The organism is Rhodoferax sp. GW821-FHT09E07 (assembly GCF_059416145.1).
This window is the reverse complement of sequence record NZ_JBWKOP010000007.1, coordinates 254,595-281,154: the sequence shown is the minus strand read 5'-3', so window position 1 is coordinate 281,154 and position 26,560 is coordinate 254,595. Positions and strand designations below refer to the sequence as shown.

Below are 26,560 nucleotides of genomic sequence, written 5' to 3'. Positions count from 1 at the left end.
CGAGTAGCTATCAAATTTATAGTGATGACGGTGTGACTCAGGTGCTCAGGCTGGCCAACTGGGCCTTGTAGTGGGCGGCGTGGCGCTCTTCCACACGGGCCAGAGCGGCAAAGCGCTTTTGGGCTTTCTCCAGCGTGGCCTTGAATTGTGCCGCGTGCACCTTGCTTTCCTCGATCTGCTCGTTCATCTCGGCCACGGCGGCGGCGTTGCCTTCCGCCTCGGCTGTAGCGCGAAAGCCGGGGTACATCTCGGTGTACTCGTAGGTCTCGCCGTCGATGGCGATCTGCAGTGCCTTGGCCGGTGTCATGCTGGCCTTGGGGTAGAGCAGGTCCAGGTGGCCAAAGGCGTGCATGACTTCCTGGTCGGCGGTTTCCTCAAAGGCGCGGGCCGTGGCCTCGTCGCCCATCTCCCGCGACAGCTTGGCGAAGTAGCGGTACTTGATATGTGCCATGGACTCGCCGGCAAAGGCGGATTCGAGGTTGGCGAAGGTTTTGATCTCGGGGCGGCTGGCGATGGACATGGTGCTCTCCTGGTTATTGGGTGCTACAGAAACCATTTCTGCAGCCATGGACGCAATGGTAGGGACAGCCACACGAAAATACAAATCGACTTTTACTAATACATTGATAGTAGCTATCATGCGACGTGCCGCCTTCACCGGTTTGTCACATGGCGCGGGAACACTGCCTCCTTTTTCCACGGAGGACTTTCCCATGCGCTATCCCTTTGCCCTGGCGGCTGCAGTGTTCAGCACGCTGGTGCTGCCGGCCCAGGCCCAGCAGGCCTACCCCGCCACTCTGGCCGGCCACGCCGTGCTGCCCGCCTACAGCTTCATCCCTGCGCCCAAGGACGCACCGGCAGATCTGCAAATCAGCGGCAAGTTCACCACTGGCCAGCGCGTGGACAAACTGGGCAGCGTGGAAGGCCTGTCCGGCGGGCGCCCCACGGGTGTGTCACTGCCGTTCAAGGGCCAGCCACTGCAGGGCCATTCCGGCATCAAGCGCATGCACGACGGCAGTTACTGGCTGATCACCGACAACGGCTTTGGCACCAAGGCCAATTCGCCCGATGCCATGCTCTACCTGAACCACTACACGGTGGACTTCAAGACCGGCCACTTCAAACACCTGGGCACCATCTTTTTGCACGACCCGGACAAGAAAGTGCCGTTTCGCATCGTCCACGAAGGCACCAAGCAGCGCTACCTGACCGGCTCGGACTTTGACACCGAGAGCTTTCAGTTCGCCGGTGGCGCGCTGTGGATTGGCGACGAGTTTGGCCCCTACCTCATCAAGGCCGACCTAAAGGGCAAGGTGCAGGCCGTTTTCGAGACCTTAGTGGACGGCAAGGTGGTGCGCTCCCCCGACCACCCCGCAGTGACCACGCCCGGCGCGCCCGGTGGCGAGGTGAAATTTCAGGTGCGCCGCTCCAAGGGCTTTGAGGGCATGGCTTCTTCGCCCGATGGCAGCAAGCTCTATGCGCTGCTGGAAGGCGCCGTGTGGGACGACGCGACCAAGGCCTATGAGGCGCTGGATGGCAAGCAGTACCTGCGCGTGCTGGAATTTGATGTGAAGGCCGAGCGCTGGACCGGCCGCCACTGGAAGTACCTGCTGGAAGCCAACAGCAATGCCATTGGCGACTTCAACATGGTCAACGACAGCATGGGCCTCATCATCGAGCGCGACAACGGCGAAGGTACGGCCGACAAGGCCTGCCCCGAAGGCCAGAAGCGCACTGACTGCTTCCATGACATCGCCAAGTTCAAGCGCGTCTACAAGGTGGAGCTGAACGAGGCCAATGTGGGCGGCCCGCTGCGCAAAGTGGGCTACATCGACCTCATGGCCATTGCCGATCCGAAGGCGCTGGCGCGCAAGCCGCTCACCAATGGCGTGCTGGCCTTCCCTTTCTTCACCATCGAGAACGTGGACGTGGTGGACGCCACCCACATCATCGTGGGCAACGACAACAACCTGCCCTTCTCTAGTAGCCGTGAGCCCAACAAGGCCGACGACAACGAGCTCATCCTCCTGGAAGTGGGCGATTTCCTGAAAGCCAACTAAGGCCTGTGCTGCAGTACCCCCAGGCCCCCGCAGGTTGGAGGGGCGGGGGTATGCTCTCGCCCCTATGAAAACTTCCTTCCTCGGCACCGCCCTGGTGCTTGGCCTGCTGTCGGCCATCGGCCCCTTCGCCATCGACATGTACCTCCCCGCCCTGCCCTCCATTGGGCAGAGCCTGGGCGCTTCCATGGGCGCGGTGCAGGCCAGCCTCATGGCCTTCTTCATCGCGCTGGGCATTGGCCAGATCATTTATGGCCCGGTGTCCGACATGGTGGGCCGCAAGGCGCCGCTGTACTTTGGCTTGGTGCTGTTTGCCGTGGCCAGCGTGGGCTGCGCATTGGCACCCGATATCCATACCCTGGTGGTGCTGCGCTTCATCCAGGGCCTGGGTGCCTGCGCCGGTATGGTGGTGCCGCGCGCCGTGGTGCGCGACCTGCACACTGGCCATGACGCCGCGCGCCTGATGTCGCTGCTCATGCTTGTGTTCAGCGTGTCGCCCATCCTGGCGCCGCTGGCCGGCAGTGTGCTCATCGAGACCGTGGGCTGGCGCAGCGTTTTCTGGGCCGTGACCGTAGCCGCCGTGCTGGGCCTGATCCTACTGGCCACCAGCCTGCCCGAAACCCGCCCTGCCGAGGAACGCGTGAACAGCAGCGTGGGCAGCGCCCTGGCTGCGTACGGCGTGCTGTTGCGCGACAAGCACTTCCTGGGGCTGGTGTTCATCGGTGCCTTCGGCATCTCCAGTTTCTTTGCCTATCTGGCCAATTCGTCTTTTGTGCTGATCGACCACTATGGCCTGACGCCGCGCCAGTACAGCATCGCGTTTGCGGCCAATGCGGCCTCGTTCATCGGCATTTCGCAGTTCACCGGCAAGCTCAGCGCCCGCTTTGGCCTGGTGCGCCTGGTGAAGTTTGCGGTGGTGGGCTATGCCGCCATGATGACGCTGCTGCTGGCGGTGAACCTCGCCGGTATCGATCGGCTGGACGTGATGATTGTCATGATGTTCATCGGCTACGGCTTTTTGGGGCTGGTGGTGCCGACCACGGCCGTGCTGGCGCTGGACGAGCATGGCGAGATTGCCGGTACGGCCTCCGCGCTGATGGGTACCTTGCAGTTCGTCACGGGCGCTGTGGTGATGGCGGTGACCGGCGTGCTGGCGGACGGCACCGCGCGCCCCATGGTTGCCGGCATTGCGGGATCGGCTATCGTGGCGTTTGTGTTCGCGCGCATCACCCTGCGCGGCCACGGCCACACCCAGGAGGCACACCATGGCTGATATCGTCGTCCAACAACCTGCAGGCCCTGCCAAACAACTGTTTCTGCTCAACCACGGCGTGGGCGCCACACCCCAGGGCCTGGTGCCACTGGGCCAGCAGCTGGCAGCCGCCTTTCCGGATGCGCTCATCGTCAGCATCCAGGCGCCCCATGTGTCCGACTTTGGCCAGGGTTACCAGTGGTTTTCGGTGCGCGAGATTACCGAAGAAAACCGCCCCGCCCGCGTGGCGGAGGCCATGCCCGAATTTGTGAAGATGGTGCAGCGCTGGCAGGCCCAGAGCGGCGTTGCCGCCGAGGCCACGGCCCTGGTGGGCTTTTCGCAGGGCGCCATCATGTCGCTGGAAGCCACCCAATTGGCCCAGCACCTGGCAGGTCGTGTGGTGGCCTTGTCCGGCCGCTTTGCCCAGCTGCCACAGTTGCCCCATGCCCACACCACGCTGCACATGGTGCATGGCAAGAGCGACGCGGTCATGCACTATGGCTACACCGTGTCGGCCGCCGAGCACCTGATCAGTCTGGGCGCGGATGTAACGGCCGATGTGATCCCGTTCTTGGGTCATGAGATCACGGCCGAGGTCGTCGAGACCGTCGTGGAGCGCCTGTTGGGCCACCTGCCCAAACGCCACTGGGAAGAAGTGCACCGCGCCGCCGAGGCGGGTGACGCGTCCGCGCAATAAGCCCCGGCGGACTAGCCGCGCATCAGCGCTTCAATTGCGTCCGGCTCCACCGGCACGCCGCGGCTGATGAGTTCGCAGCCGGTGTCGGTGACGATGGCGTCGTCCTCGATGCGAATGCCGATGTTGTGGAACTGCTCTGGCACGCCGGGCGCCGGGCGCACGTAGATGCCGGGCTCAATCGTCAGCACCATGCCGCTGCGCAGTACGCGTGCCGGGCGATTGATGATCTCTGCGCCGGTCAGCGCATCCTTGCGCATACTGCCCTGGCCGAGCTCGCTGGGTTCGGTGTAGCTGCCGCAGTCGTGCACATCCATGCCCAGCCAGTGGCCGGTGCGGTGCATATAGAACTGGAAGTAGGCGCGGCTTTCGATCACATCGTCCAGGCTGCCCACGGTGTTCTTGTTCAGCAGGCCCAGGTCCAACATGCCCTGCGCCAGAACCTTGACGGTGGCCTCGTGTGGGTCGGTAAAGCGGGCGCCGGCCTTGGTCGCGTTCACCGCGGCGATCTGCGAGGCCAGCACCAGGTCGTACAGCGCGCGCTGCGGGCCGCTGTACTTGCCGTTGGCCGGGAAGGTGCGCGTGATGTCGCTGGCGTAGCCGTCCAGCTCGCAGCCCGCGTCGATCAGCACCAGCTCGCCATCGCGCACGGCGCCGGCATCAGCACGGTAGTGCAGCACGCAGGCGTTGGCACCCGCGGCGACGATGGAGCCATAGGCCGGGTACTGCGAGCCGTGCTGGCGGAATTCGTGCAACAGCTCGGCGTCCAGGTGGTACTCACGCACGTCCTTGCCTTCGCGCAGCATGCGGGCACTGAGCTGCATGGCGCGGATGTGGGCGCCCGCGCTGATCTGCGCGGCGCGGCGCATGGTGTCCTGCTCGTAAGCGTCCTTCACCAGGCGCATCTCGTCCAGCGGGCCGCACAGGTCACGCGTCTGCTCGGGCGTCAGCGCGCCAAAGCGCACGCGGGCGCGCAGGCCGCTGAGCCAGCCGTCCACGCGCGTTTCCAGGCCCTTGTGCGTGGCAAAGGGGTACCAGACGGCATCGGCACCATCGAGCAGCGCTGGCATGCGCTGGTCCAGCTCGTCCACCGAGTAGGCGGCGTCCACGCCCAACAGTTCCGGCGCAGCATCGGGCCCCAGGCGAAAGCCGTCCCAGATCTCGCGCTCCAGGTCTTTGGGTTGGCAAAACAGTGTGGTCTTGCCGTCGCCGGTGATGACCAGCCAGGCCTTGGGCTCGGTGAAGCCGGTCAGGTAGTAAAAGTAGCTGTCGTGGCGGAACAGAAAGTCCGCGTCGCGGTTGCGCTGCTGCTCGGGTGCGGTGGGCAGCACGGCCACGCCGTGCTTGCCAATGCGGGCGGCCAGCGTGGCGCGGCGTTGGGCGTAGTCTGCAGTCAGTGGGTGTGTCATGGTGTCAGGTGTTGAGTTCTGCCAGCCGCTCGGGCGTGCCGACATCGGTCCAGCGACCAGTGTAAATCTCGGCGCTCACCTGTGCTTGCGCCATGGCTTTGCGCAGCAGCGGGGCCAGCGGGGCCTTGATGCCCTGCGGGTTGCCGGCGGGAATGTCGCACCAGGGCGCGGCAAACAACGCGTGGCGGAACAGCGCGAAGGTGCTGTAGGTGTAGCGCTGGGTGCTGCTGTCGGCGGGCGGGTCGGTGCACAAGCCCACGCCGTGGGCGTCCACCTGCTCCAGCCCAAAGTCGCCCTTGCGGTGGTGGGCCGGGTTGGGCACCAGCCACAGGTGCGCCAGCTTGCCGCTGGCCGCAAAGCGGTCCACTGCGGCCTGGGTGAACGCGAAGTCGGGCGCATACACGTCGCCTGCCATGGACCAAAACACCGTGTTGAGCCGCGGCAGCGCACGCGCAATGCCACCCGCGGTCTCCAGTGCGCCGCCAAAGTCGCGCCCTTCGTGCGAGTAGTACAAGGCAATTTGCTCTGTTTTTAATAGCTGATTGGTTATATTTGACGCGGGCTGCAGGTCTAAAACATCACCAAAGCGTGTTTCAATCTGCTCCCCCAGCCAGGCGGTGTTCACCACCGCGCTGCCAAAGCCGCCTTGCGCCAACGCCTCCAGGTGGTACTGCATCAAGGGCTTGCCCTGCACTTCGAGCAGGGGTTTGGGGCAGGTGTCGGTCAGCGGGCGCATGCGCTCGCCGCGGCCGGCGGCCAGCACGATGGCAGGGGCCGGGTGCGCGAGCGGGGAGGGAGTTGGGGCAGACAAAGGCGTGGGTCCATTGTTAGGGGCTTCAAAGCATAGCCCAGTGCAGGGCGATGCGTGAGAATGGGCGCTTGGCGTTTTGCCGATACCCACAACGTTGGAAACTCGCGATGACTGTTCTCGTCGAATTTGAAGCGCCCAACCTGGTCACCATCCGGGTCAGTGGCACCATGCGCCGTGCCGAAGTCGATGCCAGCAAGCGCCAGGTGCACGACCTCATGCAGCAGCATGGGCCCTGTCTGGCAACCATCCGGCTGGAGCCGGGCTTCTCCAATCTGGAGGCCTTCGTTCGTTGGGATGACATTGATGTGGACCACTACATCAAGCGCCACATCATTCGCCTGGCCGTGGTGGGGGACCTGCGCTGGCGCGACAACGCGCTGCTGTTCCTGTTCAACACCATGGTGCCGTTCCAGATCGAGTACTTCCCCGCAGCGCAGGAAGAGTTCGCCAGGGCCTGGTTGACGGATTGACCTCTTGCTTTGAGGTGCCAAGTGGTTGGTTTGGTGTTGCCACGCACGAGAAGTATCATTTCCGCTCCAAATTACCAACGGGAGCGGGCCATGGGACTGATGGACTTCATCAAGAAACAGTTTATTGACGTTATTCAATGGACTGAGGAAGACGACGGCACGCTGGCCTGGCGCTTCCCCATGGCGGGCATGGAAATTCAGAATGGTGGTGTGCTCATCGTGCGCGAGTCGCAGGTGGCGGTCTTCGTCAACGAGGGCAAAGTCGCCGACGTGTTTGGCCCCGGCACCCACAAGCTGACCACACAGACGCTGCCGGTGCTGACCTACCTGAAGAACTGGGACAAGCTGTTCGAGTCCCCCTTCAAGAGCGATGTGTACTTCTTCAGCACGCGCCAACAGATCGACCAGAAGTGGGGCACGCCCCAGCCCATCACCATCCGCGATGCAGACTTTGGCGCCGTGCGCCTGCGTGCCTTTGGCAATTACAACTTCCGCATTGCGGACCCCAAGCTCTTCCACACCGAAATCTCGGGCACGCGTGAGCGCTACACCACGGCCGACATCGATGGCCAGTTGCGTGGCCTGGTGCTGCAGAACATCAGCAACGCGGTGGCTGGCAGCGGCATTGCGTTTCTGGACCTGGCAGCCAACCAGCTGAGTTTTGCGCAGGCACTGACCCGCCAGCTCGCGCCCGAGTTCGAGAAGATCGGTCTGAAGCTCGAAGGCATGACGGTGCAAAACGTCTCGCTGCCCGAAGAGCTGCAGAAGATCCTGGACCAGAAGATCGGTATGGGCATGGTCGGCAACGACATGGGCAAGTTCATGCAGTACCAGACCGCACAGGCCATCCCCAAATTCGCCGAGGGCGCGGGTTCTGGCGGCGGCGTGGCGGGCGATGCCATGGGCCTGGGGGCCGGTGTGGCCTTGGGTCAGGTGCTGGCGCAGAACCTGGCCGCTGGTTTGCAAGGCAACGCGGCGCCTGCTGCTGCGGTACAGGTGGCCGGGGTGAAGCCCGAAGACGTGATGGCCACGCTGGAGAAACTGGGGGACCTCAAATCCAAAGGCATCCTGACGCAGGAAGAGTTCGACGCCAAGAAGGCGGAATTGCTCAAGAAGCTCGTCTAAGCCGCCCAAAGCATGGCGGTTGAATCCCCGCAGCGCGCCTACCGGGCACCGTGCCCGGGGTGTGGCGCGCCCGTCAGTTTCCTGAGTGCGCAGAGCACGCATGCGGTCTGTGCGTTTTGCCAGAGCACGGTGGTGCGCAATGGTGATGTGCTGCAGCGCATCGGCAAGATGGCCGAGCTGTTCGATGACCACAGTCCGTTGCAACTGCAGGCCGGTGGTACCTGGAGCGGCCAAAGCTTCACGCTGCTGGGTCGGCTGCAGTACAAATACGGCGAAGGTACCTGGACCGAGTGGCATGCGGTGCTGGGTGACGGCAGTAGTGCGTACCTGAGCGAAGACAACGGCGCCTATGTGTTCACCACGGCGCAGGCTGTGCAGCGCGAGATGCCGCCGGCCGAGCGCTTCCGCGTGGGCGCTACCACGGCCATCAATGGCAAATCGTTCACCGTCGCCTCCAACCAATCGGTCGCTCTGATTGCTGCGCAGGGCGAGCTGCCGCGCCTGCCCGCGCTGGGCACCAGTTTCGCGATGGTGGAGCTGCGCAGCCAGGCGGTGGATGCCAAGGGCGTGGGTGAGGTGCTCAGTGTGGACTACAGCAGCCAGCCACCCAGCGTGAGCATGGGCAAGTCGGTGCTGCTGGAGGATCTGAAGCTCACGGGCCTCAAAGACGAATCGGCCAAGGATGAGAAAGGCAGGCAGTTTGCCTGCCCGAACTGCGGCGCCACGCTGACCGTGAAGCTGGCGGGTAGCCAAAGCATGAGCTGCAGCTCATGCAACAGCATCATCGACCTGTCGCAAGGCATTGGTGGCGAGCTCAAACACGCCATCCAGGACGAACCGGTGCAGCCGCTGATCCCGCTGGGCACCACGGGCATGTTGCAGGGGGCACAGTGGCAAGTGGTGGGCTTTCAGCACCGCATGGGTACCGACCCCAGCGACCCGGACGAACACTTTGGCTGGGAAGAGTACCTGCTGTACAACGCCAAGCGCGGCTTCATCTTTCTGGTGGATTCCACCGAAGGCTGGAGCCTGGTGCGCCCTGCCACCGGGGCGCCGGAGGTCAGCAGCAACCAGCTCACCGCCAAGTACCTGGGCACCAACTACCAGCTCAAGGAGCGCTACACCGCGCGCACCAACTATGTGGTGGGTGAGTTCTACTGGCAGGTGCGGCGCGACCAGGTGACCGAGAACCGCGACTACAGCAGCGGCAGAAACCTGCTGTCGCTGGAACAGTCGGCCAACGAGCTGACCTGGTCGGTGGGCAGCACCATTGACAGTGCAACGGTGGCGATGGCCTTCAAGTTGAAAGACAAGCAGGACCTGCTCAAGCGCACGGACGTGGGGCCGCTGGTGTCGACCAACAACCCGCTTATGCGCCAGGAGTTCTGGATCTTCATCGTGGTGGTGCTGATCTTCCTGGCCATGTCGCGCTGCTCATCGGATTGCGACCCGAATGTGGAGAACTGCACCAGCAGCAGCTACCGTACCTCGGGTGGCTCGTTCGGCGGGTTCTCGTCGGGCGGTGGGCACAAATAGATGTTGGAATTTTCAAGGAGATGACCATGGATTGGCTGAAACCGGATGTTGTGTTGGGCTCGGTGCTGTATGCGGTGATGGGGGTGCTGATCTTCTGGATCAGCTTCATCATCATCGACAAGATCACGCCCTACAACCTGTGGCTGGAGATTGTGGAAAAGCAAAACAAGGCGCTGGCGCTGGTGGTGGCGGCCATGTCGCTGGGCATCTGCATCATCGTGGCGGCTGCTATTCATTGATGCCCCCACGCTCCACCGCTGCGCGGGTCGCTGCCCCCCGAAGGGGCGCGTTTGGCAAAACCCCAAGTCCACACCTTGGGGCGGCCCGGCGGTGAAACCTGTGTCTTCTCACGCTGCCGGGCCGCGCCCTGTGGAGGTGGCCCTGCTCGCCTCGGTGTTTGTGGTGGCGGCCTGCGGGCTGGTGTACGAGCTGGCCGCCGGTGCGCTGGCCTCGTACCTGCTGGGCGATTCGGTGCTGCAGTTCAGCACCGTCATCGGCGCCTACCTGTTTGCTATGGGCATTGGTTCCTGGCTGTCGCGCTTCTTCGAGCGCCAGCTCAGCGCCCACTTTTTGCGCATAGAACTGATGGTGGCCCTTGCCGGTGGTGCTTTGCCGGCTACTCTTTTTGTAGCGCATGCCATGCTGCCTGGGTCGTTTCGCTTCGTGCTCTACGCCATGGTGCTGCTGGTGGGCATTCTGGTGGGGCTGGAGATTCCGTTGGTCATGCGCATCCTCAAGCGCAACGTGGCGCTCAAGGATCTGGTCTCGCAGGTACTCACGTTTGACTACCTGGGCGCGCTGGTGGTGTCGGTGGCGTTTCCGCTGCTGCTGGTGCCCAAGCTGGGGCTGGTGCGCACGGGCTTGCTGTTTGGGCTGCTAAATGCGGTGGTGGCGCTGTGGGCCCTGTGGCTGTTCCGCCATGAGCTGCGCCGCTTTGCCGCCCATGCCTGGGCCTGCGCCGCCACGCTGGCCCTGCTGGGTGCGGGCATGGTGGTGGCCGACCACATCACCACCTGGGCCGAAGACAAGCTGTACCAGGACAAAGCCGTCATCGCGCAGACCACGCCTTACCAGCGCATCGTGGTGACCTACGCGCCCGGTGAGGGCCGCATGGGCTACCGCCTGTTTCTCAACGGCAACCTGCAGTTTGCCCAGCGCGACGAATACCGCTACCACGAGGCCCTGGTTCACCCCGCCATGGCCGCGTTCTCGGCCAGCGGCGCGGCGCCCAAGAAGGTCGCTGTGCTGGGCGGCGGCGACGGTATGGCCGTGCGCGAAATTCTGAAATACCCGGGCGTGGAGCAGGTCACGCTGGTGGAGCTGGACCCGGCCATGACTACGCTGTTCACCCAGACGCCCGAGCTGGCCGCGCTCAATGGCGAGTCGCTGCGCTCGCCCAAAGTCAAAGTCATCAACACCGACGCCTTCACCTGGCTGCAGGGCACCGACGCGGTGTTCGACGTCATCGTGGTCGACTTTCCCGACCCCACCAACTTCTCGGTTGGCAAGCTGTTCACCAACGCCTTCTACGCCCTGCTGGACAAGCACTTGGCCGCCAGTGGCTACGCGGTGGTGCAGACCACCTCGCCGCTCATCGCGCGCAAGAGTTTCTGGACCGTGGTCACCACCATCGAGTCCGTAGGCCTGACCGCCACGCCCTACCACGCCCATGTGCCCAGCTTCGGCGAGTGGGGCTTTGTGCTCGCCAGCCGGCGCCCTTGGCGCATGCCCACGGCCCTGCCCGCAGGCTTGCGCTTTCTGAACGTGCCCAGCCTGCCGCTGTTGTTCGACTTTCCGCAGGACATGGGCCGCGTGCCCACCGAGGTGAACCGCCTGTCGAACCAGGTGCTGGTGACGACGTACGAAGAAGAATGGGGCAGGGTGGCGAAGTGATGCAACGCCGCCACTTTTTGGCGTCGGCCGCCGTGCCGCTGGTGGCCTGTTCCGCGCAAACAGACATCACTGGTGGCTTCACTGGCATAGCCCACGCCCGCGGCCACCAACTGCGTGACACCACGGCCTGGCCGGCGCCCGCCGTCACGCGCCGCACGCACACCGTCATTGCCGGTGGTGGCGTGGCGGGGCTGGCGGCCGCGCGCGCATTGCGCCTGCGCGGGCAAGACGACTTTGCGTTGCTGGAGCTGGAAGACAGCGCGGGCGGCAATGCGCGCGGCGGCGCGGTAAACGGTATCGCCTGTCCACTGGGCGCGCACTACCTGCCCTTGCCCGGCGACGATGCGCCCGCCGTGCAAGACTTGTTGGAAGAACTGGGCCTGCGCCAGCGCGTGGCGGGGCGCTGGCAGTACGACGAACGCCACCTCTGTCACAGCCCGCAGGAGCGCTTGTTCTTCCACGGCGCCTGGCAGGACGGACTGCTGCCGGTGCAAGGCGTGGGCGAGTCCACGCTGGCCCAATACCGCAGGTTCTCGGCGCTGGTGGAGCAGCTGCGCCAGGCGGTCTCGTGGACGATTCCCATACAAAACAAGCCGCCAGCCCCCGTGAAACGTGCGCTGGCAGCTATAACTTTCATAGCGTACCTGGAACAGAACGGCCTGACCGACCCACACCTGCGTTGGTACCTGGACTACTGCTGCCGCGATGACTACGGCGCTGGCATCGCGACGGTGTCGGCCTGGGCGGGCATCCACTACTTCGCCAGCCGCCACGGCTTCCATGCGCCGGGGGCCGAGTTGGCCGAGCGTGAGGGCCTGCTCACCTGGCCCGAGGGCAACGCTTGGCTCACGCGCCGTATGGCTGCACCATTGGGCGAGCGCTTGCGCACGGGCTGTGTGGTGCTGCGCGTGGCGCAGGGCCGGCACGGCGTGGAGGTGGACGCCTTCAACACCGCCACGCAGCAGGTGGAACGCTGGCAGGCGCAGCAGGCCATCGTGGCGCTGCCCATTTTTGCGGCGGCGCGCGTGGTGGAAGGTGCGCCCGACTTTCTACGCCAGGCCGCACAGCGCGTGGTTTACGCGCCCTGGCTGGTGGCCAACATCCATATCCGCGAACCGCTGCACGACCGGCCCGGTGCGGCGCCTAGCTGGGACAACGTGATTTACACCGAAGCCGGTGGCGGACTGGGCTATGTGGATGCCATGCACCAGAGCCTGCACCCGGTACCTGCAGCCACCGTGCTTACCCACTACCGCGCGCTGGGCGATGTGGCCGGTGGCCCCAGTGCCGGACGCAAACAACTGCTGGAGCAGCCGTGGACCCATTGGCGTGACACCATCCTGGCCGAACTGGCCACGGCCCACCCGGACCTGCCCGCCAAGACCACGCGCATGGAGCTGACCCGCTATGGCCACGCCATGGCCATCCCGGCGCCATCGGTTGCAGGCCAAATTGGCTTCCAGCCCCCGTCGAATATGCGCAAGCAGCTATCAAAAAAAGAGCAATTCACGCTTGCCCAAGATCGTCTGCGCTTCGCCCATAGCGACTGGGCGGGCTATTCCATCTTCGAAGAGGCGTTCACCTTGGGCCATCTGGCGGGCGCATAACGCCGCTTGACGGATGGCGCGTTTCGTTCTCTAATTTCTGCAACGACAGAAATTAGAGAAATCAATGGACCTCAGCCCCACCACCCAAAAATTCGTTCTGCACTGGGGCGAAATGGGTTCGCGCTGGGGGGTGAACCGCACGGTGGCGCAGATCCATGCGCTGGTGTTTTGCAGCGCCCAACCCCTCCATGCCGAAGACATTGCCGACACGCTGGACGTGGCACGTTCCAACGTCAGCAACAGCCTGAAGGAACTGCAGGGCTGGGGCCTGCTGCGCGTGACCCATATCGCCGGCGACCGGCGCGACCACTATGTGGCGCACCAGGACATCTGGGAGATCTTTCGCGTGGTGATGGACGAGCGCAAGAAGCGCGAGCTGGACCCCACGCTGCTGGTGCTGCGGGAATGTGCGGCCCAGTCGCAGGCCGACGCGCTGCTGGACGCCGGCACCCGGGCCAAGATGGACGGCATGCTGGAGTTCATGGAACTCTTCATGGGCGCCTACGACGACTTCAAGCGCCTGCCCACGCCCACCTTGAAGCGCCTGCTCAAGACCGGCGGCAAGATCGCCCAGTTTCTGGGACCTGACAAGGACGCCAAAGCATGACAACGCCCGCGCTGGTGCTGTACTTCGACGGGCAATGCCCATTCTGTGCCGCAGAAATGCAGCGCCTGAGCCGTTGGGACCGCCTTGGGATTCTGGGCTTTGTCGACATCGCGGCACCGGGCTTCGACCCCCGCCCGCTGGGCGTGGACATGGCGGCCCTGAACCGCGAAATGCACAGCCAAACCCGTGAAGGCGTCGTGTTGGTGGGCATCGACAGCCTGCTGGCTGCCTACACGCTGGTCGGCCGGGGCTGGCTGGTGTGGCCGCTGCGGGTGCCGGGCTTGCGCCAGCTGCTGGCCCTGCTGTACCGCGGCTTTGCGCGCAACCGCTACCGCTTCTCGCGCTGGCTCGGCTACCGCCGGGCGCCCGCGTGCGACGGCGGCTCGTGTGCCATTGGCAACCCCTTCTTCAAAGACTAGCCCGGTTACTTTTTCGAGACCTTCCATGCGTACCCACGATCCCTCTTCCACACGCCCATGGCTGGTCCGCTGGATGTACGCGGTGGCAGTTGGCCACGTGGTGGTGGCGGTGCTGCTGCCGTGGATAGCCCGGTTGCCGTTGCTGGAGAGCTACCACCTGGGCATCGAGCAGTATTTCTGGTCGGGCGCCGCACCCGCAGCGGCGCGGGCCCAGCAGGTCTGGTGGATCTCGCTGTTCGCCGCGACCATGCAGAGCACCGCGCTGTGGATGCTGGCGCTGGTGCACATTGGCAACCGCCAGCGCAGTGCGGCGGCCTGGGCATGGCTGCTGGCCGGGCTGGCCCTGTGGGCGCCGCAGGACATCGGTTTTTCGCTGCAGGCGCAAGTGTGGATCCATGTGGCGGTGGACAGCTTTGCCTTGCTGATCATGGTGCCGCCGCTGGTGTGGCTTTGGAGACTGGACCGCGCATGACATCGTCCCCCAACCCCTTCCAGGCCTTGCCTGCCCAGCGCGTGCTGGTCACCGGTGGCACCGGATTCATTGGCTCTGCATTGGTGAACCAGCTGCTGGACGCGGGCCACGCGGTCACCCTGCTGGCCCGCAACCCTGCCCGCGCTACCAAGCAATTTCAAGCGCGTGTCCGGTGTGTGCCTTCCATCGCAGCGCTGGGTGCGGAAGATGCCTTTGACACCGTCGTCAACCTGGCCGGCGCCCCGGTGCTTGGGCCACGGTGGAGCCCCAAGCGCCAGGCGCTGCTGCTGGCCAGCCGCGTCGGCGTGACGCAGTCGCTGCTGCAATGGCTGAACCGTACCGAGCACAAGCCCACCACTTGGATACAGGCGTCAGCGATTGGCTATTACGGCGTGCGCAGTGGGGACGAGCGCTTGACCGAAGCCAGCGCGCCGGGGCGGGGCTTTATGTCGACCTTGTGCCAGGAGTGGGAAGCCTCGGCCGGACCCGTTGCGGACCAGGGCGTGCGCCTCGTGGTGCTGCGTCTCGGGGTGGTGTTGGGGCCGGGTGGCGCACTGCCGCCTCTCCTGCTGCCCCACCGCTTGGGTCTGGGTGGCCGCCTGGGCGATGGGCAGCAGGTGATGAGCTGGATCCACCGCGACGATGTGCTGCACATCATGGCCCGGGCCCTGGTGGACACTGGCATGCAGGGTGTCTACAACACGGTGGCGCCTGGTGCAGTCAACCAAGCCGAGTTCGCCCGCACGGCCGGCAAAGTGCTGCACCGGCCGGTTTGGCTGCATTTGCCAGCGGCCCCCTTGCGCTGGGCTGCTGGCGAAATGGCCGAGCTGCTGCTGGATGGGCAACGGGTCGTGCCCCAGCGTTTGGTGGATGCGGGCTACCGGTTTGCCTACCCCGACTTGCAGCCGACCTTGGAAAATCTGACGACGCCCGCGTAGCGCAGGTGGTGCTTCAGCAGCCTGCATACAAGGCCGCGGTGGCTCCTGCCCATAATGCGGCCTCACCTTTCTCATCTCTATGCCAACCATTCCCTGGGGCCCCTGGCCCATGCGTGTCCTGAAAATCAGCCTGGTGCTTGCCGTGCTCGCTGCAGCGTTCCTGCTGTCGGCCATCGCGTTTTTGTACCCGCAGTTGCCAGACACCTCCTCGCTGTCCAACTACCAGCCCAAGCAGCCGCTGCGCGTGCTCACGGCCGATGGCGTGGAGATTGGTGGCTTTGGTTCCGAGAAACGGGTCTACCAGCGCGTCGACCAGATCCCGCAGCTGATGAAGGACAGCCTGCTGGCGGTGGAAGACTCGCGCTTCTACTCGCACCATGGCCTGGACCCCGTGGGCATGGCCCGCGCGGCGCTGGCCATCGTGACTGGTGGGCGCATGCAGGGCGCATCCACCATCACGCAGCAGGTGGCGCGCACCTTCTTCCTGAGCCGTTCCCGCACGGTGGAGCGCAAGCTCAAGGAAGCCATGCTGGCTTTCAAGATCGAGTCGCAGCTCAGCAAAGACCAGATCCTGGAGCTCTACATGAACCAGATCTACTTGGGCGCGCGTTCCTATGGCTTTGAAGCCGCGGCGCAAACCTACTTTGGAAAAACCCTGTCGGCCCTCACAGCGGCCGAGTGCGCCATGTTGGCGGGCTTGCCGCAAAACCCCTATTTCGCCAACCCCATCCACAACCTGGAGCGGGCTCGCGCGCGTCAGCTGGTGGCCTTGGGACGCATGCGCTCGCAAGGCGTGATTGACGGTGGCCAGTACGCTGCGGCGCTGCTGGAGAAGCTGGTGGTGCGCAAGCTCAATGATGTGGAGGTGCATGCCGAGTACGTGGCCGAAATGGTGCGCCAGCAGGTCTACGCCCAGTTCGGTGAGCTGAGCTACACCACAGGCCTGAATGTCACCACCACCTTGCGTGCGACTGAGCAGCAGGCGGCCTACAAGGCGCTGCGCCGCACGCTGGTAGAACACTCGCTGCGCCAGGCGTGGCGTGGTCCCGAGGGCTTTGAGGCCTTGGCCCCGGCACTCAAGGACGATGACCCTGCGGTGGCCCAGGCCCTGGCCGACTTTGACGACGACGATGACCTGCGCCTGGCCATCGTCACCCGTGCCACGCCCAAGGCCGTGACCGTGGTGCTGGCTTCCGGCGAGGCCGTCCAGGTGGAGGGGTCGGGTCTGCGTGCTGCGCAGAGTGGTCTGGCGGAATCTGCTTCCAACAAGCTGAAGGTGCGCCGCGGTGCGGTGGTGCGTGTGGTGCAGCAGGGCAAGACCTGGGCCCTGGTGCAGTGGCCCGAGACCGAAGGGGCCTTCGTGGCGATGGACCCCCTCAACGGCGAGGTGCGTGCGCTGGTGGGTGGCTTTGACTTTCACCGCAACCAGTTCAACCACGTGACCCAGGGTTGGCGTCAGCCGGGTTCCAGCTACAAGCCTTTCATCTATTCCGGTGCCATCGAAAACGGTGTGCAGCCCGACACCCTGGTCAATGACGCCCCCCTGGAGAATGTGGGCGACTGGGCGCCGGAAAACGACGATGGCAGCACCGATGGCCCCATCACCCTGCGCACCGCGCTGGCCCGCTCCAAAAATCTGGTGTCCATCCGCCTCATGCAATTTCTCTCGCCCCAGAGCGCGCGGGACTGGACCAGCCGTTTCGGTTTCGATGTAGACCGCCAACCTGCCGACCTCACGCAGGCCCTGGGTACCGGGTCGACCAACCCGCTGCAGTTGGCCGGTGCCTATGCCGTGTTAGCCAATGGCGGCTACCGCATCTCCCCGCAGTTTGTGAAACGCATCACCCGCGCCAATGGAGAGGTGGTGTTTGAGGCCCCTGCACAGGCGCTGGACGAGTCCTTGCGCACCGTACCGCAGCGCAACACGTTTCTGGTGTCCAGCTTGCTCCAGGATGTGACGCGCGTAGGCACCGCCGCGCGCGCCCAGGCCACGCTCAAACGGCCCGACCTGTATGGCAAGACGGGCACCACCAACGACGTGGTAGACGCCTGGTTTGCCGGCTTCCAGCCTGGCCTGGTGGCGGTGGCCTGGGTGGGCTATGACACCCCGCGCAGCCTGGGCTCGCGCGCCTCGGGCTCGGCGCTGGCCCTGCCCGCCTGGATCGAGTTCATGGCCACGGCGCTCAAGGGCGTGCCCGTGCAGGAGGTGCAACCCCCCGCCGGTGTGGACCGCGTGGACGGTGAGTGGCGCTACAGCGAATGGGCCAACGGAGGCTTTGTGCGCACGCTGGGCATGGACGCCCAACCCATCAGCCCGGCACTGGCTGTGCACCCCACGCTGGAAGGTAGCCTGGCGCCGCCCTGGGCGCCGGTCGTGCACTGAGTGTGTGCAGAAACTGCGGTGAATTGCGAAAAAAGTCACACGGGCAACGCTCTGGCGGGCGCAAATTGCCGCCTTGGTTGCAGGGGCGATATTTACAATGGTGGCTCGCAAGTGATTGCCAGTTATCTCAAGAGACCCATGAAAAAAATCGCGATTGCCGCCGTTCTGGCCGCCAGCTCTTTCCTCTCTGCGCACGCAGCCTCCATCTCTGGCCTGGTGAACACCGGCACCTTCGCCAGTGGTGCGCAAGACACCAATTACGTGCTCAACGGCAATGGTTACGGCTATGTGAGCTACGACAACACCTGGCCCATCAACCCCTGGATCGGAAACACCGCCGCTTCCAAGTGGATCACGCCCACTGCCAACCAGGCCGAATCCCTGGACCCCGTGAGCAACGGCACCTACTCCTGGACGCTGTCGTTTGATCTGACGGGCTTCAATGCCAACAGCGCCAGCTTCTCCGGCCAGTTCGCCGCCGACAACGCAGCCATCGTCAAGCTCAACGGCGTGACCATTGGTACTTCTACCGGCTTCACTTCATATTCCAGCTTCGCTGCCAACAGCGGCTTCAACGCCGGTGTGAACACGTTGCAATTCGTGCTCACCAACTACGCCCAGGGCAGCGGCAACCCCGCTGGCCTGCGCGTGGAATTCCTGCAGTCCACCGTGGCGGCAGTACCCGAACCCGAAACCTACGCCATGCTGCTCGCCGGTCTGGGCCTGATCGGTTCCATCGCTCGCCGCCGCACACTGCGCCGCAAAGTCTGATCTGCGCGGATCGCAAAAAAGGGAGCCTTGGCTCCCTTTTTTTATGGCTGCGGCAGTGTGCCGCGTAGCAACTGGTGCTGCTCGACGTGCTCCGCATCAAACAGCTGCAACAGCGCGGCCAGCAGGCCCCGCGCCTTGGCCGAATGGTCGCCGCCCACATTGCACACATAGACGTCGAGCGTCACCGCGCGTTGCTCCGGCCAGGTGTGTACGCAGAGGTGGGACTCAGCCAGCAGCACGGTGGCGGTGACACCGCCCGGGCCCTGTGCGGTGGCCGGAAAGCGGTGTGTGACGCGTGACACCGCCTGAAGCCCCGCGGCCTCCACCGCACGCACGCAGAAGTCTTCCAGTGGCGCTGCGTCGGTCAGCCAGTCCATGGCACAGCGGCAACCGTGCAAATCGGCGGTGAGGTGCAGTCCTTGCATGGCGCGTCTGCCGCTCAGCGTCCGCCCACGGCCACCTTGCCAAACACGGCTTGCGCCTCGCGCGGCAGGCTGCGCCAGTAGGTCGGGTGGGCCTGCACCTCGCCGCCTAGCGCGGCGGCGGCCTGCCAGCCCCACCGTGGCTGGTACAGAAAGGCGCGTGCCAGGCCCACCAGGTCGGCCTCGCCGCTTTGCAGAATGGCTTCGGCCTGGTGTGGGTCGGTGATCAGGCCTACGGCAATGGTCAAGAGGCCACTGGCCGCGCGGATCTGCCGCGCAAAGTCCACCTGGTAGTTGGGGCCCAAGGCAATTTTTTGCTGCGGCGAGACGCCTCCGCTGGAGACATGGATGAAGTCGCAACCCAGGGCCTTCAGGCGCTTGGCAAACTCGGCGCTCTGGTGGACATCCCAGGCGCCTTCCACCCAGTCGCTGGCCGAGAGGCGCAGGCCCAGCACGCCATCAAAGACGGCACGCACCGCAGCAAACACCTCCAGTGGAAAGCGGATGCGGTTGTCGAAGTTGCCGCCGTAGGCGTCATGGCGCTGGTTGGCAATGGGCGACAGGAATTCGTGCAGCAGGTAGCCATGGGCACTGTGAACCTCAATGGCTTCTATCCCCATGCGGTCGGCACGCTTGGCCGCGTCCACAAAGCCCTGCTTGATGCGCTCCATGCCAGCCGCGTCGAGCTCGGTGGGTGGCGCTTCGCCGGGCAATTGCGGCAGCGCTGAAGGGCCAAAAGTCTCCCAGCCGCCCTCTTCTTTCGCCATCAGCTGGCCGCCTTCCCAGGGGATGTGGCTGGAAGCCTTGCGCCCCGCATGGGCGAGCTGGATGCACACCGGCACCTGGGGTGCCAGTCGGCGCGCGCGCGTCAGTTTGTCAGCCAGAGCGGCTTCGGTGCGGTCGTCCCACAGGCCCAGGCAGGCCGGGGTAATGCGGCCCTCGGGCAGCACGCCCGTAGCCTCGATGGTGAACAGGCCCGCGCCGCTGTTGAGCAGGTTGGCCCAGTGCATCAGGTGCCAGTCCGTGGCTTCGCCATTGACCGACTGGTATTGGCACATGGGTGCGATGACGATCCGGTTGGGGAGGGTGAGGCCGCCGCGGGGCGATGGCAAGGGCAGGGGAGTGAAAAGCAGGCTCATGCATAAAAGCATAGCCCATGGGTCAAATTCCGTGCGGTACCGCCTTGTAACGTCCCTTTGGCGCAGCCCGGTAAAATCGGGGGATTTTCACCCTTCCCACCGTTTCCAACCTTACCCCGGAGTTGCCCCCGCATGGCCCCCACCCCCAATACCAAAGACATGGCAAATGCCATTCGCGCACTCGCCATGGACGCAGTGCAACAAGCCAACTCGGGTCACCCCGGGGCCCCAATGGGCATGGCCGACATGGCAGTGGCTTTGTGGGGCGAACACCTGAGCCACAACCCCGCCAACCCTGATTGGGCCAACCGCGACCGATTCATCCTGTCCAACGGCCACGGCTCCATGCTGATCTATGCGCTGTTGCACCTGACCGGCTACAAGCTGCCCATGGCCGAGTTGAAGAACTTCCGCCAACTGCACAGCAAGACCGCGGGCCACCCCGAGTTCGGCATCACCCCCGGCGTGGAGACCACCACCGGCCCGCTGGGCCAGGGCATCACCAATGCCGTGGGCTTTGCCTTGGCTGAAAAGCTGTTGGCCAAAGAGTTCAACCGCGAAGGCCACGCCATCGTGGACCACCACACCTATGTGTTCATGGGTGACGGTTGCCTGATGGAAGGCATCAGCCACGAAGCGGCCGCACTGGCTGGCGCCTGGAAGCTGGGCAAGCTGATTGCCCTGTACGACGACAACGGCATCTCCATTGACGGCCAGGTCGCTCCCTGGTTCATCGACAACACCGCCCAGCGTTTTGTGGCTTATGGCTGGAACGTGATCGGCCCCGTGGACGGCCATGACGCCGCCGCTGTGTCTGCCGCCATTGCGCAAGCCAAGGCCGGCACCGACAACCGCCCCACGCTGATCATCAGCAAGACCCATATCGGCAAGGGCAGTCCTAATCGCGCCAACACCTCCAAGGCCCATGGCGAGCCTTTGGGCGCTGAAGAAATCAAGCTGACCCGTGAAGCCATCGGTTGGAGCCACGCCCCGTTTGTGATCCCCAAGGAAGTCTATGCAGACTGGGACGCCAAGGAAAAAGGCAAGGCCGCAGAAGCCGCCTGGAACGACAAGTTTGCCGCTTACAAAGCCGCCTTCCCCGAGCTGGCCAAAGAGTTCGTGCGCCGCATGAAGGGCGACCTGCCCAAGTCGTTCGTGCAGACCGCGGTGGACACCGTGATCGCTGCGCACCAGAAGGGCGAGACCGTGGCCAGCCGCAAGGCCAGCCAGTTGGCACTCGAGTCATTCACTGCAGCCTTGCCCGAAATGCTGGGTGGCTCTGCCGATTTGACCGGCTCCAACCTCACCAACACCAAGAGCACGCCCAACCTGCGCTTTGACGCGCTGAGCGGCGACGTGGTGACCAACGAAGCCGGCCAGGGCGGACGCCACATCAACTACGGCGTACGCGAATTCGGCATGGCCGCCATCATGAACGGCGTGGCCCTGCACGGCGGTTTCATTCCCTACGGCGGCACTTTCCTGACCTTCAGCGACTACAGCCGCAACGCCATCCGCATGGCTGCGCTGATGAAACTGCGCGTGGTGCACGTGTTTACGCACGACTCCATCGGCCTGGGCGAAGACGGTCCCACCCACCAGTCCATCGAGCACGCGGCCAGCCTGCGCCTGATCCCCAATCTGGACGTCTGGCGTCCCGCGGACACGGCAGAAACTGCCGTGGCCTGGACGGTTGCCCTGCAAAACAAGGCCAAGCCCACGGCACTGCTGCTGAGCCGCCAGAACATCGCCTACATCGCCAAGGCTGACTCCGCGGCAGCCCCAGACGCTTCGGGTCTGGACGCCATCAGCAAGGGTGCCTATGTGCTGGCCGAGCCTGCAGACGCTGGTTTGAAGAAGAAGGCGCAAGCCGTCATCATCGCCACCGGCTCTGAAGTGCAACTGGCCATCGCTGCCCAAAAGCTGCTGGCCGAGCGCAAGATCGCTGTGCGTGTGGTCTCCATGCCGTCCACCACCACGTTTGATTTGCAAAGCACCGAGTACAAGTCCAGCGTGCTGCCGGCCGGCGTGCCCCGCGTTGCGGTGGAAATGGGCTCCACCGGTGGTTGGTGGAAATACGGCACTGCTGCCGTGGTGGGTATCGATACCTACGGAGAATCGGCGCCCGCACCCGTGCTGTTCAAGCACTTTGGTTTTACCGCTGACAACGTGGCTGATACCGTGCAAACCGTGTTGGCAAAGAAGTAATTTTGGTTCGACGTTTTTAAAGAGAGAAGCACATGACTATCAAGATTGGTATCAACGGTTTTGGCCGCATCGGCCGCATGGTGTTCCGCGCCGCCATCCAGAACTTCAACGACGTGGAAATCGTCGGCATCAACGACCTGCTGGAGCCTGACTACCTGGCGTACATGCTGCAGTACGACAGCGTGCACGGCCGCTTCAAGGGCGAGGTGTCGGTGGACAACGGCGTACTCATCGTCAACGGCAAGAAGATCCGCCTGACGCAAGAGCGCGACCCCGCCAACCTGAAGTGGGCCGACGTCGGTGCCGACATCGTGGTCGAGTCCACCGGCCTGTTCCTCACCAAGGAAACTGCGCAGAAGCACATCGACGCGGGCGCCAAGAAGGTCATCCTGTCTGCGCCTTCCAAGGACGACACCCCCATGTTCGTGTTTGGTGTGAACCACACCACCTACAAGGGTGAGGCCATCATCTCCAACGCGTCTTGCACCACCAACTGCCTGGCCCCCTTGGCCAAGGTGATCAACGACAAGTTCGGTATCAAGCGCGGCCTGATGACCACAGTGCACGCTGCTACTGCCACCCAGAAGACTGTGGACGGCCCCTCCAACAAAGACTGGCGCGGCGGCCGCGGCATTCTGGAAAACATCATTCCTTCCAGCACTGGTGCTGCCAAGGCTGTGGGCGTGGTGATTCCCGCGCTGAACAAGAAGCTGACCGGCATGGCCTTCCGCGTGCCGACCAGCGATGTGTCCGTGGTGGACCTGACCGTGGAGCTGAACACCTCGGCCACCATCGCCGAAATCAACGCCGAGCTCAAGGCCCAATCCGAAGGCGCTTTGAAGGGCGTGTTGGGTTACACCGAAGACAAGGTCGTCGCTACCGACTTCCGTGGCGACAGCCGCACTTCCATCTACGACGCCGAGGCCTCCATCGCTTTGGACGGCACCTTCGTCAAGCTGGTGAGCTGGTACGACAACGAATGGGGTTATTCCAACAAAGTCCTCGAGATGGCTCGCGTCGTCGCGAAGTAAGGCTCACCCCCGTGGCGGCTTTGCCGCCTTCCCCCTTGCAGGGGGCGCTACCCGCAGCCCGGCACAGCCGGTTCTGCGGTAGCCCTGAACAAGCCCGCTCCTTCCTTTGAAGTTGCGGGTTTTTTTATTGGCACAGTGCGCGCAGTGCCGGCAGGTCCAGGATTTCCAGTTCGCCGCGCTGGATGCGCAGAATGCGGCGCTCCTTGAGCGCATTGAGGATTTGGTTGGTGGTCTGGCGCGATACGCCGATCATGAGCGCCAGCTCCTCCTGCGTGACCGCCAGCACGCGTTGCGTGCTGCCGTCTTCGGTGCGCTGGCCGTAGCCCTGGGCCATGCCCACCAGGCGGCGTGCCAGGCGCAGCGGCGCGGGCAACACGGTTTGCTCCTCCATGCTCACAAAGGCCATGCGCAGCTTGTCGGCCATCAACACGGCCAGTGGGCGCCAGTACGCGGGGTGGGTCTGCAGCCAGGCCAGTAGTTCCTCATGTGGCACCTGCAGCAGCGTGCAGGGCTCGGCCGCATGGGCATGGTGGGTGCGTGCCGAGCCGTCAAATACCGAGATCTCGCCAAACCACTGCGGCGGCGTCAGCATCACCAGCAGGGCCTCACGCGCATCGTTGCGCACACCACTTTGGCCCGAGATGCGGATGGCGCCGGACACCAGTGCATACAAGCCGCAGGGCGGGCTGTCGCGCAGGAACAGCGCATCGCCGGTTTGCAGCGTGCGCAGCTTGGCCATCTGCAGCAGGGCCTGGGCAAATTCGGCCGGCAGCTGGGCAAACCAGCGGCCGGACTGCAGCACGGCCAGGTAACGGGAGAGATGGGGCAGAGCGGACGGGTCGGGCATAGTGGTTTGTACGGATGACGCGCGTTGTGTCGGGTACCTGACAGACGCAGGAGCAAGGCTAGGCGGATCATGGCGCTTCGTCAATAAGAAGGAGACCCGCATGAAAACCCTGACCGATCACCTCACGCAGTACGCCGCCTACCACCAGGACTCGCGCAACGTGGCCACCCACTTTGTGGGCATCCCCATGATCGTGCTCGCAGTCACCATTTTGCTGGCGCGCCCCGGCTGGATGCTGGGCGGCTTGCCCGTCACGCCGGCCGTGGTGCTGGCGGTGTTGTCCGCCGTCTTTTATCTGCGTCTGGACGTGCGTTTTGGCTTGGTCATGGCAGCGCAGATGGCGGTAAGCGTCTGGATCAGCCAGTGGTTCGCGGCCCAATCCACGACCGTGTGGCTGTCGTCGGGCCTTGGCTTGTTTGTGGTGGGCTGGGCCATCCAGTTTTTGGGCCACTACTTCGAGGGCAAAAAACCCGCTTTTGTGGATGACCTGGTTGGCCTGCTGGTGGGCCCCCTGTTCCTGACGGCCGAAGCGGCGTTCTACCTGCACATGCGCCTGGACGTGAAGGCCGAGATGGACCGCCGCCTGGGTGTGGCCAAGGTTCACGCTGCGAGCGTCGTTGCTTGAACGTCATCCTTCTCTGGGGTCAGCTGCCATAACCGCAGGCTGAAGCAGGACGGGGCAGGCCGGGTAAGCTAGCGACCCGGCCTTTCAACCCTTCCGGTTCCCCTCCCATGCAACTTGGCGTTTTGTACGCGGCCCTGGCCTACACGGCCTGGGGCCTTTTCCCCATCTTTTTCAAACAGCTGGCCTCGGTCAACGCCTTTGAAGTGGTGATGCACCGCACCGTCTGGTCGCTGGTATTCCTGCTCGGCGTGCTGGCCGTGCGCAAACACTGGGCCTGGTTAGGTGCAGTGCTGCGCAGTCCGCGCGTGTTGGCGGCCTTTGCGCTGTCAGCCGTGCTGCTGGCGGCCAACTGGTCTACCTACGTATGGGCGGTGCAAAACGCCCATGTGCTGGACGCCAGCCTGGGCTACTTCATCTTGCCGTTGGTGAACGTGGCGCTGGGCTTTGTGTTCCTGCACGAGCGCCCGCGCCCAGGCCAGTGGCTGGCCGTGGCGGTGGCCGCGGCCGGCGTGCTGTGGCTCACGGTGCAGGCTGGACGCGTGCCCTGGGTGGCGCTGGTGCTGGCCGTCACCTTCGGCTTTTATGGCCTGCTGCGCAAGGTGGGCGCATTGGGGGCGCTGGAAGGCTTGACGCTGGAAACCCTGGTGCTGAGTCCCGTGGCTGCGGGTCTGCTGGCCTGGTGGTCCTGGCAGGGGCAGGGAGCCCTGGTGCAGGGCGATGCCACCACGCTGGGCTGGCTGCTGCTGGCCGGGCCGCTCACGGCCGTGCCCCTGCTGCTGTTTGCGGCGGGTGCGCGGCGCGTCAGCATGTCCACCATGGGCATCCTGCAGTACATCTCGCCCAGCCTGCAGTTGCTGCTGGGCGTGTGGTTGTATGGTGAGGTCTTTGCACCGGCCCGTGCCGTAGGCTTCTGTCTCATCTGGGCGGCGCTCGCGGTCTACGGTCTGGAAGGCTGGTGGAACAGCCGCCAGCAAAAATAATTCAAGCGCCGCGAATCCAAACCCTTGCAGCCCGCCTCTTAGGAGGTGGGAATGTTCCCAAGCCTTGAATCAAAGGAAACTGCAATGTCTGCCTGGTATGTCAAAAATGTCCCCATGGGGGAGCGCGTGGTACGGGTCGTGGTGGGATTGGGTGGCGGCGTGGCCGCCGTGCTGTTGGTGCCCGGTGTGCTGGGCTGGGTGGCGGGAGCCAGCGTGGCTGGCCTGGCGCTGACCGGGTTGGTGGGGTTTTGCCCCATGTGCGCCATGGTGGGCCGCAAACCCGTGGGCTGAGGTGCAGCGGTCGTGAGCAACGCCATGGCCTCCGCCGCCAGCCAGCAGGTGCTGGTGTCGGCGCACGCCGGTGACCCCGGCGCGCTGGACACCCTGCTGCGTGTATGCCGGCCCGACATCCGGCGTTACGCCCAGCGGCACTGCCTGATCAGCGATGTGGACGACGCGGTGCAGGAGGCGCTGATGGTGCTGGCGCGCCGGCTGCAGTCGGTGCGCACGCTGGCAGCGTTCTCGGGCTGGCTGTTCCAGATTGTGAAGCGCGAGTGCCGCCGCCTGGGCCGCCTGGCCATTGCCTACGACCCATGGGACGAAGCCGCGGTGGATGCCTGGGCCGCGCGCCACAGCGACGACGCACTGCGCATGGACCTGGTGAGCGCGCTGCAGTCACTGCCGCCGCAGCACTTGGAGGTGATCTTGCTGCGCGACTTTGAGGAGCTGTCGATTGCCGAAATCGCCACGCAGCTCAGCCTGAGCGTGCCCGCTACCAAGAGCCGGCTGCACCGCGCCCGCACGCTGACGCGTGAGTACCTACTGGCCAATTGAGAATGATTTGGGCCTCTGGCCCCCGTGAAA

Annotated in this window: 27 protein-coding genes; 21 read left to right on the top strand and 6 right to left on the bottom strand. The window is 64.4% G+C overall.

Annotated elements, in window-relative coordinates; genetic code table 11:
• Positions 1-37: 37 nt before the first annotated feature.
• Positions 38-520 carry a rubrerythrin family protein gene (locus AC07OE_RS15745; protein WP_495071519.1) on the bottom strand — a complete coding sequence of 161 codons (483 nt, stop codon included), beginning with the start codon at positions 518-520 and terminating at the stop codon, positions 38-40.
• Positions 521-713: 193 nt separating this feature from the next.
• Here AC07OE_RS15745 and AC07OE_RS15740 point away from each other — a divergent pair, with 193 nt between their 5' ends.
• The 3 genes from AC07OE_RS15740 to ypfH all read left to right on the top strand — a co-directional run bounded on the left by AC07OE_RS15740 (position 714) and on the right by ypfH (position 4,006).
• Positions 714-2,060, top strand: coding sequence for an esterase-like activity of phytase family protein (locus AC07OE_RS15740; RefSeq protein ID WP_495071518.1), 1,347 nt, complete (start codon positions 714-716; stop codon positions 2,058-2,060).
• 64 nt (positions 2,061-2,124) lie between these two features.
• Complete coding sequence (locus tag AC07OE_RS15735; RefSeq protein WP_495071517.1) at positions 2,125-3,330, top strand: multidrug effflux MFS transporter; 1,206 nt, start codon at positions 2,125-2,127, stop codon at positions 3,328-3,330.
• Positions 3,323-4,006, top strand: coding sequence for an esterase (ypfH, locus tag AC07OE_RS15730; RefSeq protein ID WP_495071516.1), 684 nt, complete (start codon positions 3,323-3,325; stop codon positions 4,004-4,006). The genes AC07OE_RS15735 and ypfH overlap by 8 nt, the downstream gene beginning before the upstream one ends.
• An 11-nt stretch (positions 4,007-4,017) precedes the next feature.
• Here ypfH and AC07OE_RS15725 read toward each other — a convergent pair whose 3' ends face one another.
• Both AC07OE_RS15725 and AC07OE_RS15720 read right to left on the bottom strand, forming a co-directional pair.
• Positions 4,018-5,412: an aminopeptidase P N-terminal domain-containing protein gene (locus tag AC07OE_RS15725; protein WP_495071515.1), complete on the bottom strand. Its 1,395-nt coding sequence runs from the start codon at positions 5,410-5,412 to the stop codon at positions 4,018-4,020.
• Positions 5,413-5,416: 4 nt separating this feature from the next.
• Complete coding sequence (locus AC07OE_RS15720; RefSeq protein WP_495071599.1) at positions 5,417-6,178, bottom strand: nucleotidyltransferase family protein; 762 nt, start codon at positions 6,176-6,178, stop codon at positions 5,417-5,419.
• Between the two features lie 152 nt (positions 6,179-6,330).
• Between AC07OE_RS15720 and AC07OE_RS15715 the strand changes: the two genes are divergently transcribed.
• The 12 genes from AC07OE_RS15715 to AC07OE_RS15660 all read left to right on the top strand — a co-directional run bounded on the left by AC07OE_RS15715 (position 6,331) and on the right by AC07OE_RS15660 (position 18,444).
• Positions 6,331-6,693 (top strand): SpoIIAA family protein, encoded by a 363-nt coding sequence (locus AC07OE_RS15715; protein ID WP_495071514.1) that lies wholly within the window; start codon positions 6,331-6,333, stop codon positions 6,691-6,693.
• A gap of 90 nt (positions 6,694-6,783) precedes the next feature.
• Positions 6,784-7,818, top strand: a complete 1,035-nt coding sequence (locus tag AC07OE_RS15710) for an SPFH domain-containing protein (RefSeq protein ID WP_495071513.1) — start codon at positions 6,784-6,786, stop codon at positions 7,816-7,818.
• A 12-nt stretch (positions 7,819-7,830) separates the two neighbouring features.
• Entirely contained in the window at positions 7,831-9,354 is a 1,524-nt protein-coding gene (locus tag AC07OE_RS15705) for a DUF4178 domain-containing protein (protein ID WP_495071512.1), read from the top strand.
• 20 nt (positions 9,355-9,374) lie between these two features.
• Positions 9,375-9,593 carry a DUF350 domain-containing protein gene (locus AC07OE_RS15700; protein ID WP_479595996.1) on the top strand — a complete coding sequence of 73 codons (219 nt, stop codon included), beginning with the start codon at positions 9,375-9,377 and terminating at the stop codon, positions 9,591-9,593.
• 100 nt (positions 9,594-9,693) lie between these two features.
• Positions 9,694-11,247, top strand: a complete 1,554-nt coding sequence (locus AC07OE_RS15695) for a polyamine aminopropyltransferase (protein WP_495071511.1) — start codon at positions 9,694-9,696, stop codon at positions 11,245-11,247.
• Positions 11,247-12,854 carry an FAD-dependent oxidoreductase gene (locus AC07OE_RS15690; RefSeq protein WP_495071510.1) on the top strand — a complete coding sequence of 536 codons (1,608 nt, stop codon included), beginning with the start codon at positions 11,247-11,249 and terminating at the stop codon, positions 12,852-12,854. Before AC07OE_RS15695 ends, AC07OE_RS15690 begins: the two co-directional genes overlap by 1 nt.
• Before the next feature lie 64 nt (positions 12,855-12,918).
• The gene (locus AC07OE_RS15685) at positions 12,919-13,461 is read left to right on the top strand and encodes a GbsR/MarR family transcriptional regulator (RefSeq protein ID WP_495071509.1); all 543 of its coding nucleotides are present in this window, start codon (positions 12,919-12,921) and stop codon (positions 13,459-13,461) included.
• Positions 13,458-13,880, top strand: a complete 423-nt coding sequence (locus AC07OE_RS15680) for a thiol-disulfide oxidoreductase DCC family protein (RefSeq protein ID WP_495071508.1) — start codon at positions 13,458-13,460, stop codon at positions 13,878-13,880. The genes AC07OE_RS15685 and AC07OE_RS15680 overlap by 4 nt, the downstream gene beginning before the upstream one ends.
• 25 nt (positions 13,881-13,905) lie before the next feature.
• Positions 13,906-14,352 carry a cell division protein gene (locus AC07OE_RS15675; RefSeq protein WP_495071507.1) on the top strand — a complete coding sequence of 149 codons (447 nt, stop codon included), beginning with the start codon at positions 13,906-13,908 and terminating at the stop codon, positions 14,350-14,352.
• Entirely contained in the window at positions 14,349-15,290 is a 942-nt protein-coding gene (locus AC07OE_RS15670; protein ID WP_495071506.1) for a TIGR01777 family oxidoreductase, read from the top strand. The genes AC07OE_RS15675 and AC07OE_RS15670 overlap by 4 nt, the downstream gene beginning before the upstream one ends.
• A gap of 79 nt (positions 15,291-15,369) precedes the next feature.
• Positions 15,370-17,673 (top strand): penicillin-binding protein 1A, encoded by a 2,304-nt coding sequence (locus AC07OE_RS15665; protein WP_495071505.1) that lies wholly within the window; start codon positions 15,370-15,372, stop codon positions 17,671-17,673.
• Positions 17,674-17,811: 138 nt separating this feature from the next.
• A complete protein-coding gene (locus AC07OE_RS15660; protein WP_495071504.1) occupies positions 17,812-18,444 on the top strand; it encodes a PEPxxWA-CTERM sorting domain-containing protein in 633 nt (210 codons plus the stop codon).
• A gap of 41 nt (positions 18,445-18,485) precedes the next feature.
• Here the strand turns inward: AC07OE_RS15660 and speD are convergent, their stop codons facing one another.
• Together speD and AC07OE_RS15650 are read right to left on the bottom strand one after the other, a co-directional pair.
• Positions 18,486-18,869: an adenosylmethionine decarboxylase gene (gene speD / locus AC07OE_RS15655; protein WP_495071503.1), complete on the bottom strand. Its 384-nt coding sequence runs from the start codon at positions 18,867-18,869 to the stop codon at positions 18,486-18,488.
• Positions 18,870-18,883: 14 nt separating this feature from the next.
• Positions 18,884-20,005, bottom strand: a complete 1,122-nt coding sequence (locus AC07OE_RS15650; protein WP_495071502.1) for an NADH:flavin oxidoreductase/NADH oxidase — start codon at positions 20,003-20,005, stop codon at positions 18,884-18,886.
• A gap of 132 nt (positions 20,006-20,137) precedes the next feature.
• Here AC07OE_RS15650 and tkt point away from each other — a divergent pair, with 132 nt between their 5' ends.
• Both tkt and gap read left to right on the top strand, forming a co-directional pair.
• Positions 20,138-22,213 (top strand): transketolase, encoded by a 2,076-nt coding sequence (gene tkt, locus AC07OE_RS15645; RefSeq protein WP_495071501.1) that lies wholly within the window; start codon positions 20,138-20,140, stop codon positions 22,211-22,213.
• 32 nt (positions 22,214-22,245) lie between these two features.
• Positions 22,246-23,244, top strand: coding sequence for a type I glyceraldehyde-3-phosphate dehydrogenase (gene gap / locus AC07OE_RS15640; RefSeq protein WP_495071500.1), 999 nt, complete (start codon positions 22,246-22,248; stop codon positions 23,242-23,244).
• 124 nt (positions 23,245-23,368) lie between these two features.
• Here the strand turns inward: gap and AC07OE_RS15635 are convergent, their stop codons facing one another.
• The gene (locus AC07OE_RS15635) at positions 23,369-24,091 is read right to left on the bottom strand and encodes a Crp/Fnr family transcriptional regulator (RefSeq protein WP_495071499.1); all 723 of its coding nucleotides are present in this window, start codon (positions 24,089-24,091) and stop codon (positions 23,369-23,371) included.
• Positions 24,092-24,191: 100 nt separating this feature from the next.
• On the opposite strand from AC07OE_RS15635, the gene AC07OE_RS15630 reads away from it, so the two are divergent.
• The 4 genes from AC07OE_RS15630 to AC07OE_RS15615 all read left to right on the top strand — a co-directional run bounded on the left by AC07OE_RS15630 (position 24,192) and on the right by AC07OE_RS15615 (position 26,530).
• Complete coding sequence (locus tag AC07OE_RS15630; RefSeq protein WP_495071498.1) at positions 24,192-24,716, top strand: Mpo1 family 2-hydroxy fatty acid dioxygenase; 525 nt, start codon at positions 24,192-24,194, stop codon at positions 24,714-24,716.
• 107 nt (positions 24,717-24,823) lie between these two features.
• Positions 24,824-25,696 carry an EamA family transporter RarD gene (gene rarD / locus AC07OE_RS15625; protein WP_495071497.1) on the top strand — a complete coding sequence of 291 codons (873 nt, stop codon included), beginning with the start codon at positions 24,824-24,826 and terminating at the stop codon, positions 25,694-25,696.
• A gap of 84 nt (positions 25,697-25,780) precedes the next feature.
• Positions 25,781-25,987 (top strand): YgaP-like transmembrane domain, encoded by a 207-nt coding sequence (locus AC07OE_RS15620; RefSeq protein ID WP_495071496.1) that lies wholly within the window; start codon positions 25,781-25,783, stop codon positions 25,985-25,987.
• 12 nt (positions 25,988-25,999) lie between these two features.
• Positions 26,000-26,530, top strand: coding sequence for an RNA polymerase sigma factor (locus tag AC07OE_RS15615; protein WP_495071495.1), 531 nt, complete (start codon positions 26,000-26,002; stop codon positions 26,528-26,530).
• Positions 26,531-26,560: the final 30 nt, after the last annotated feature.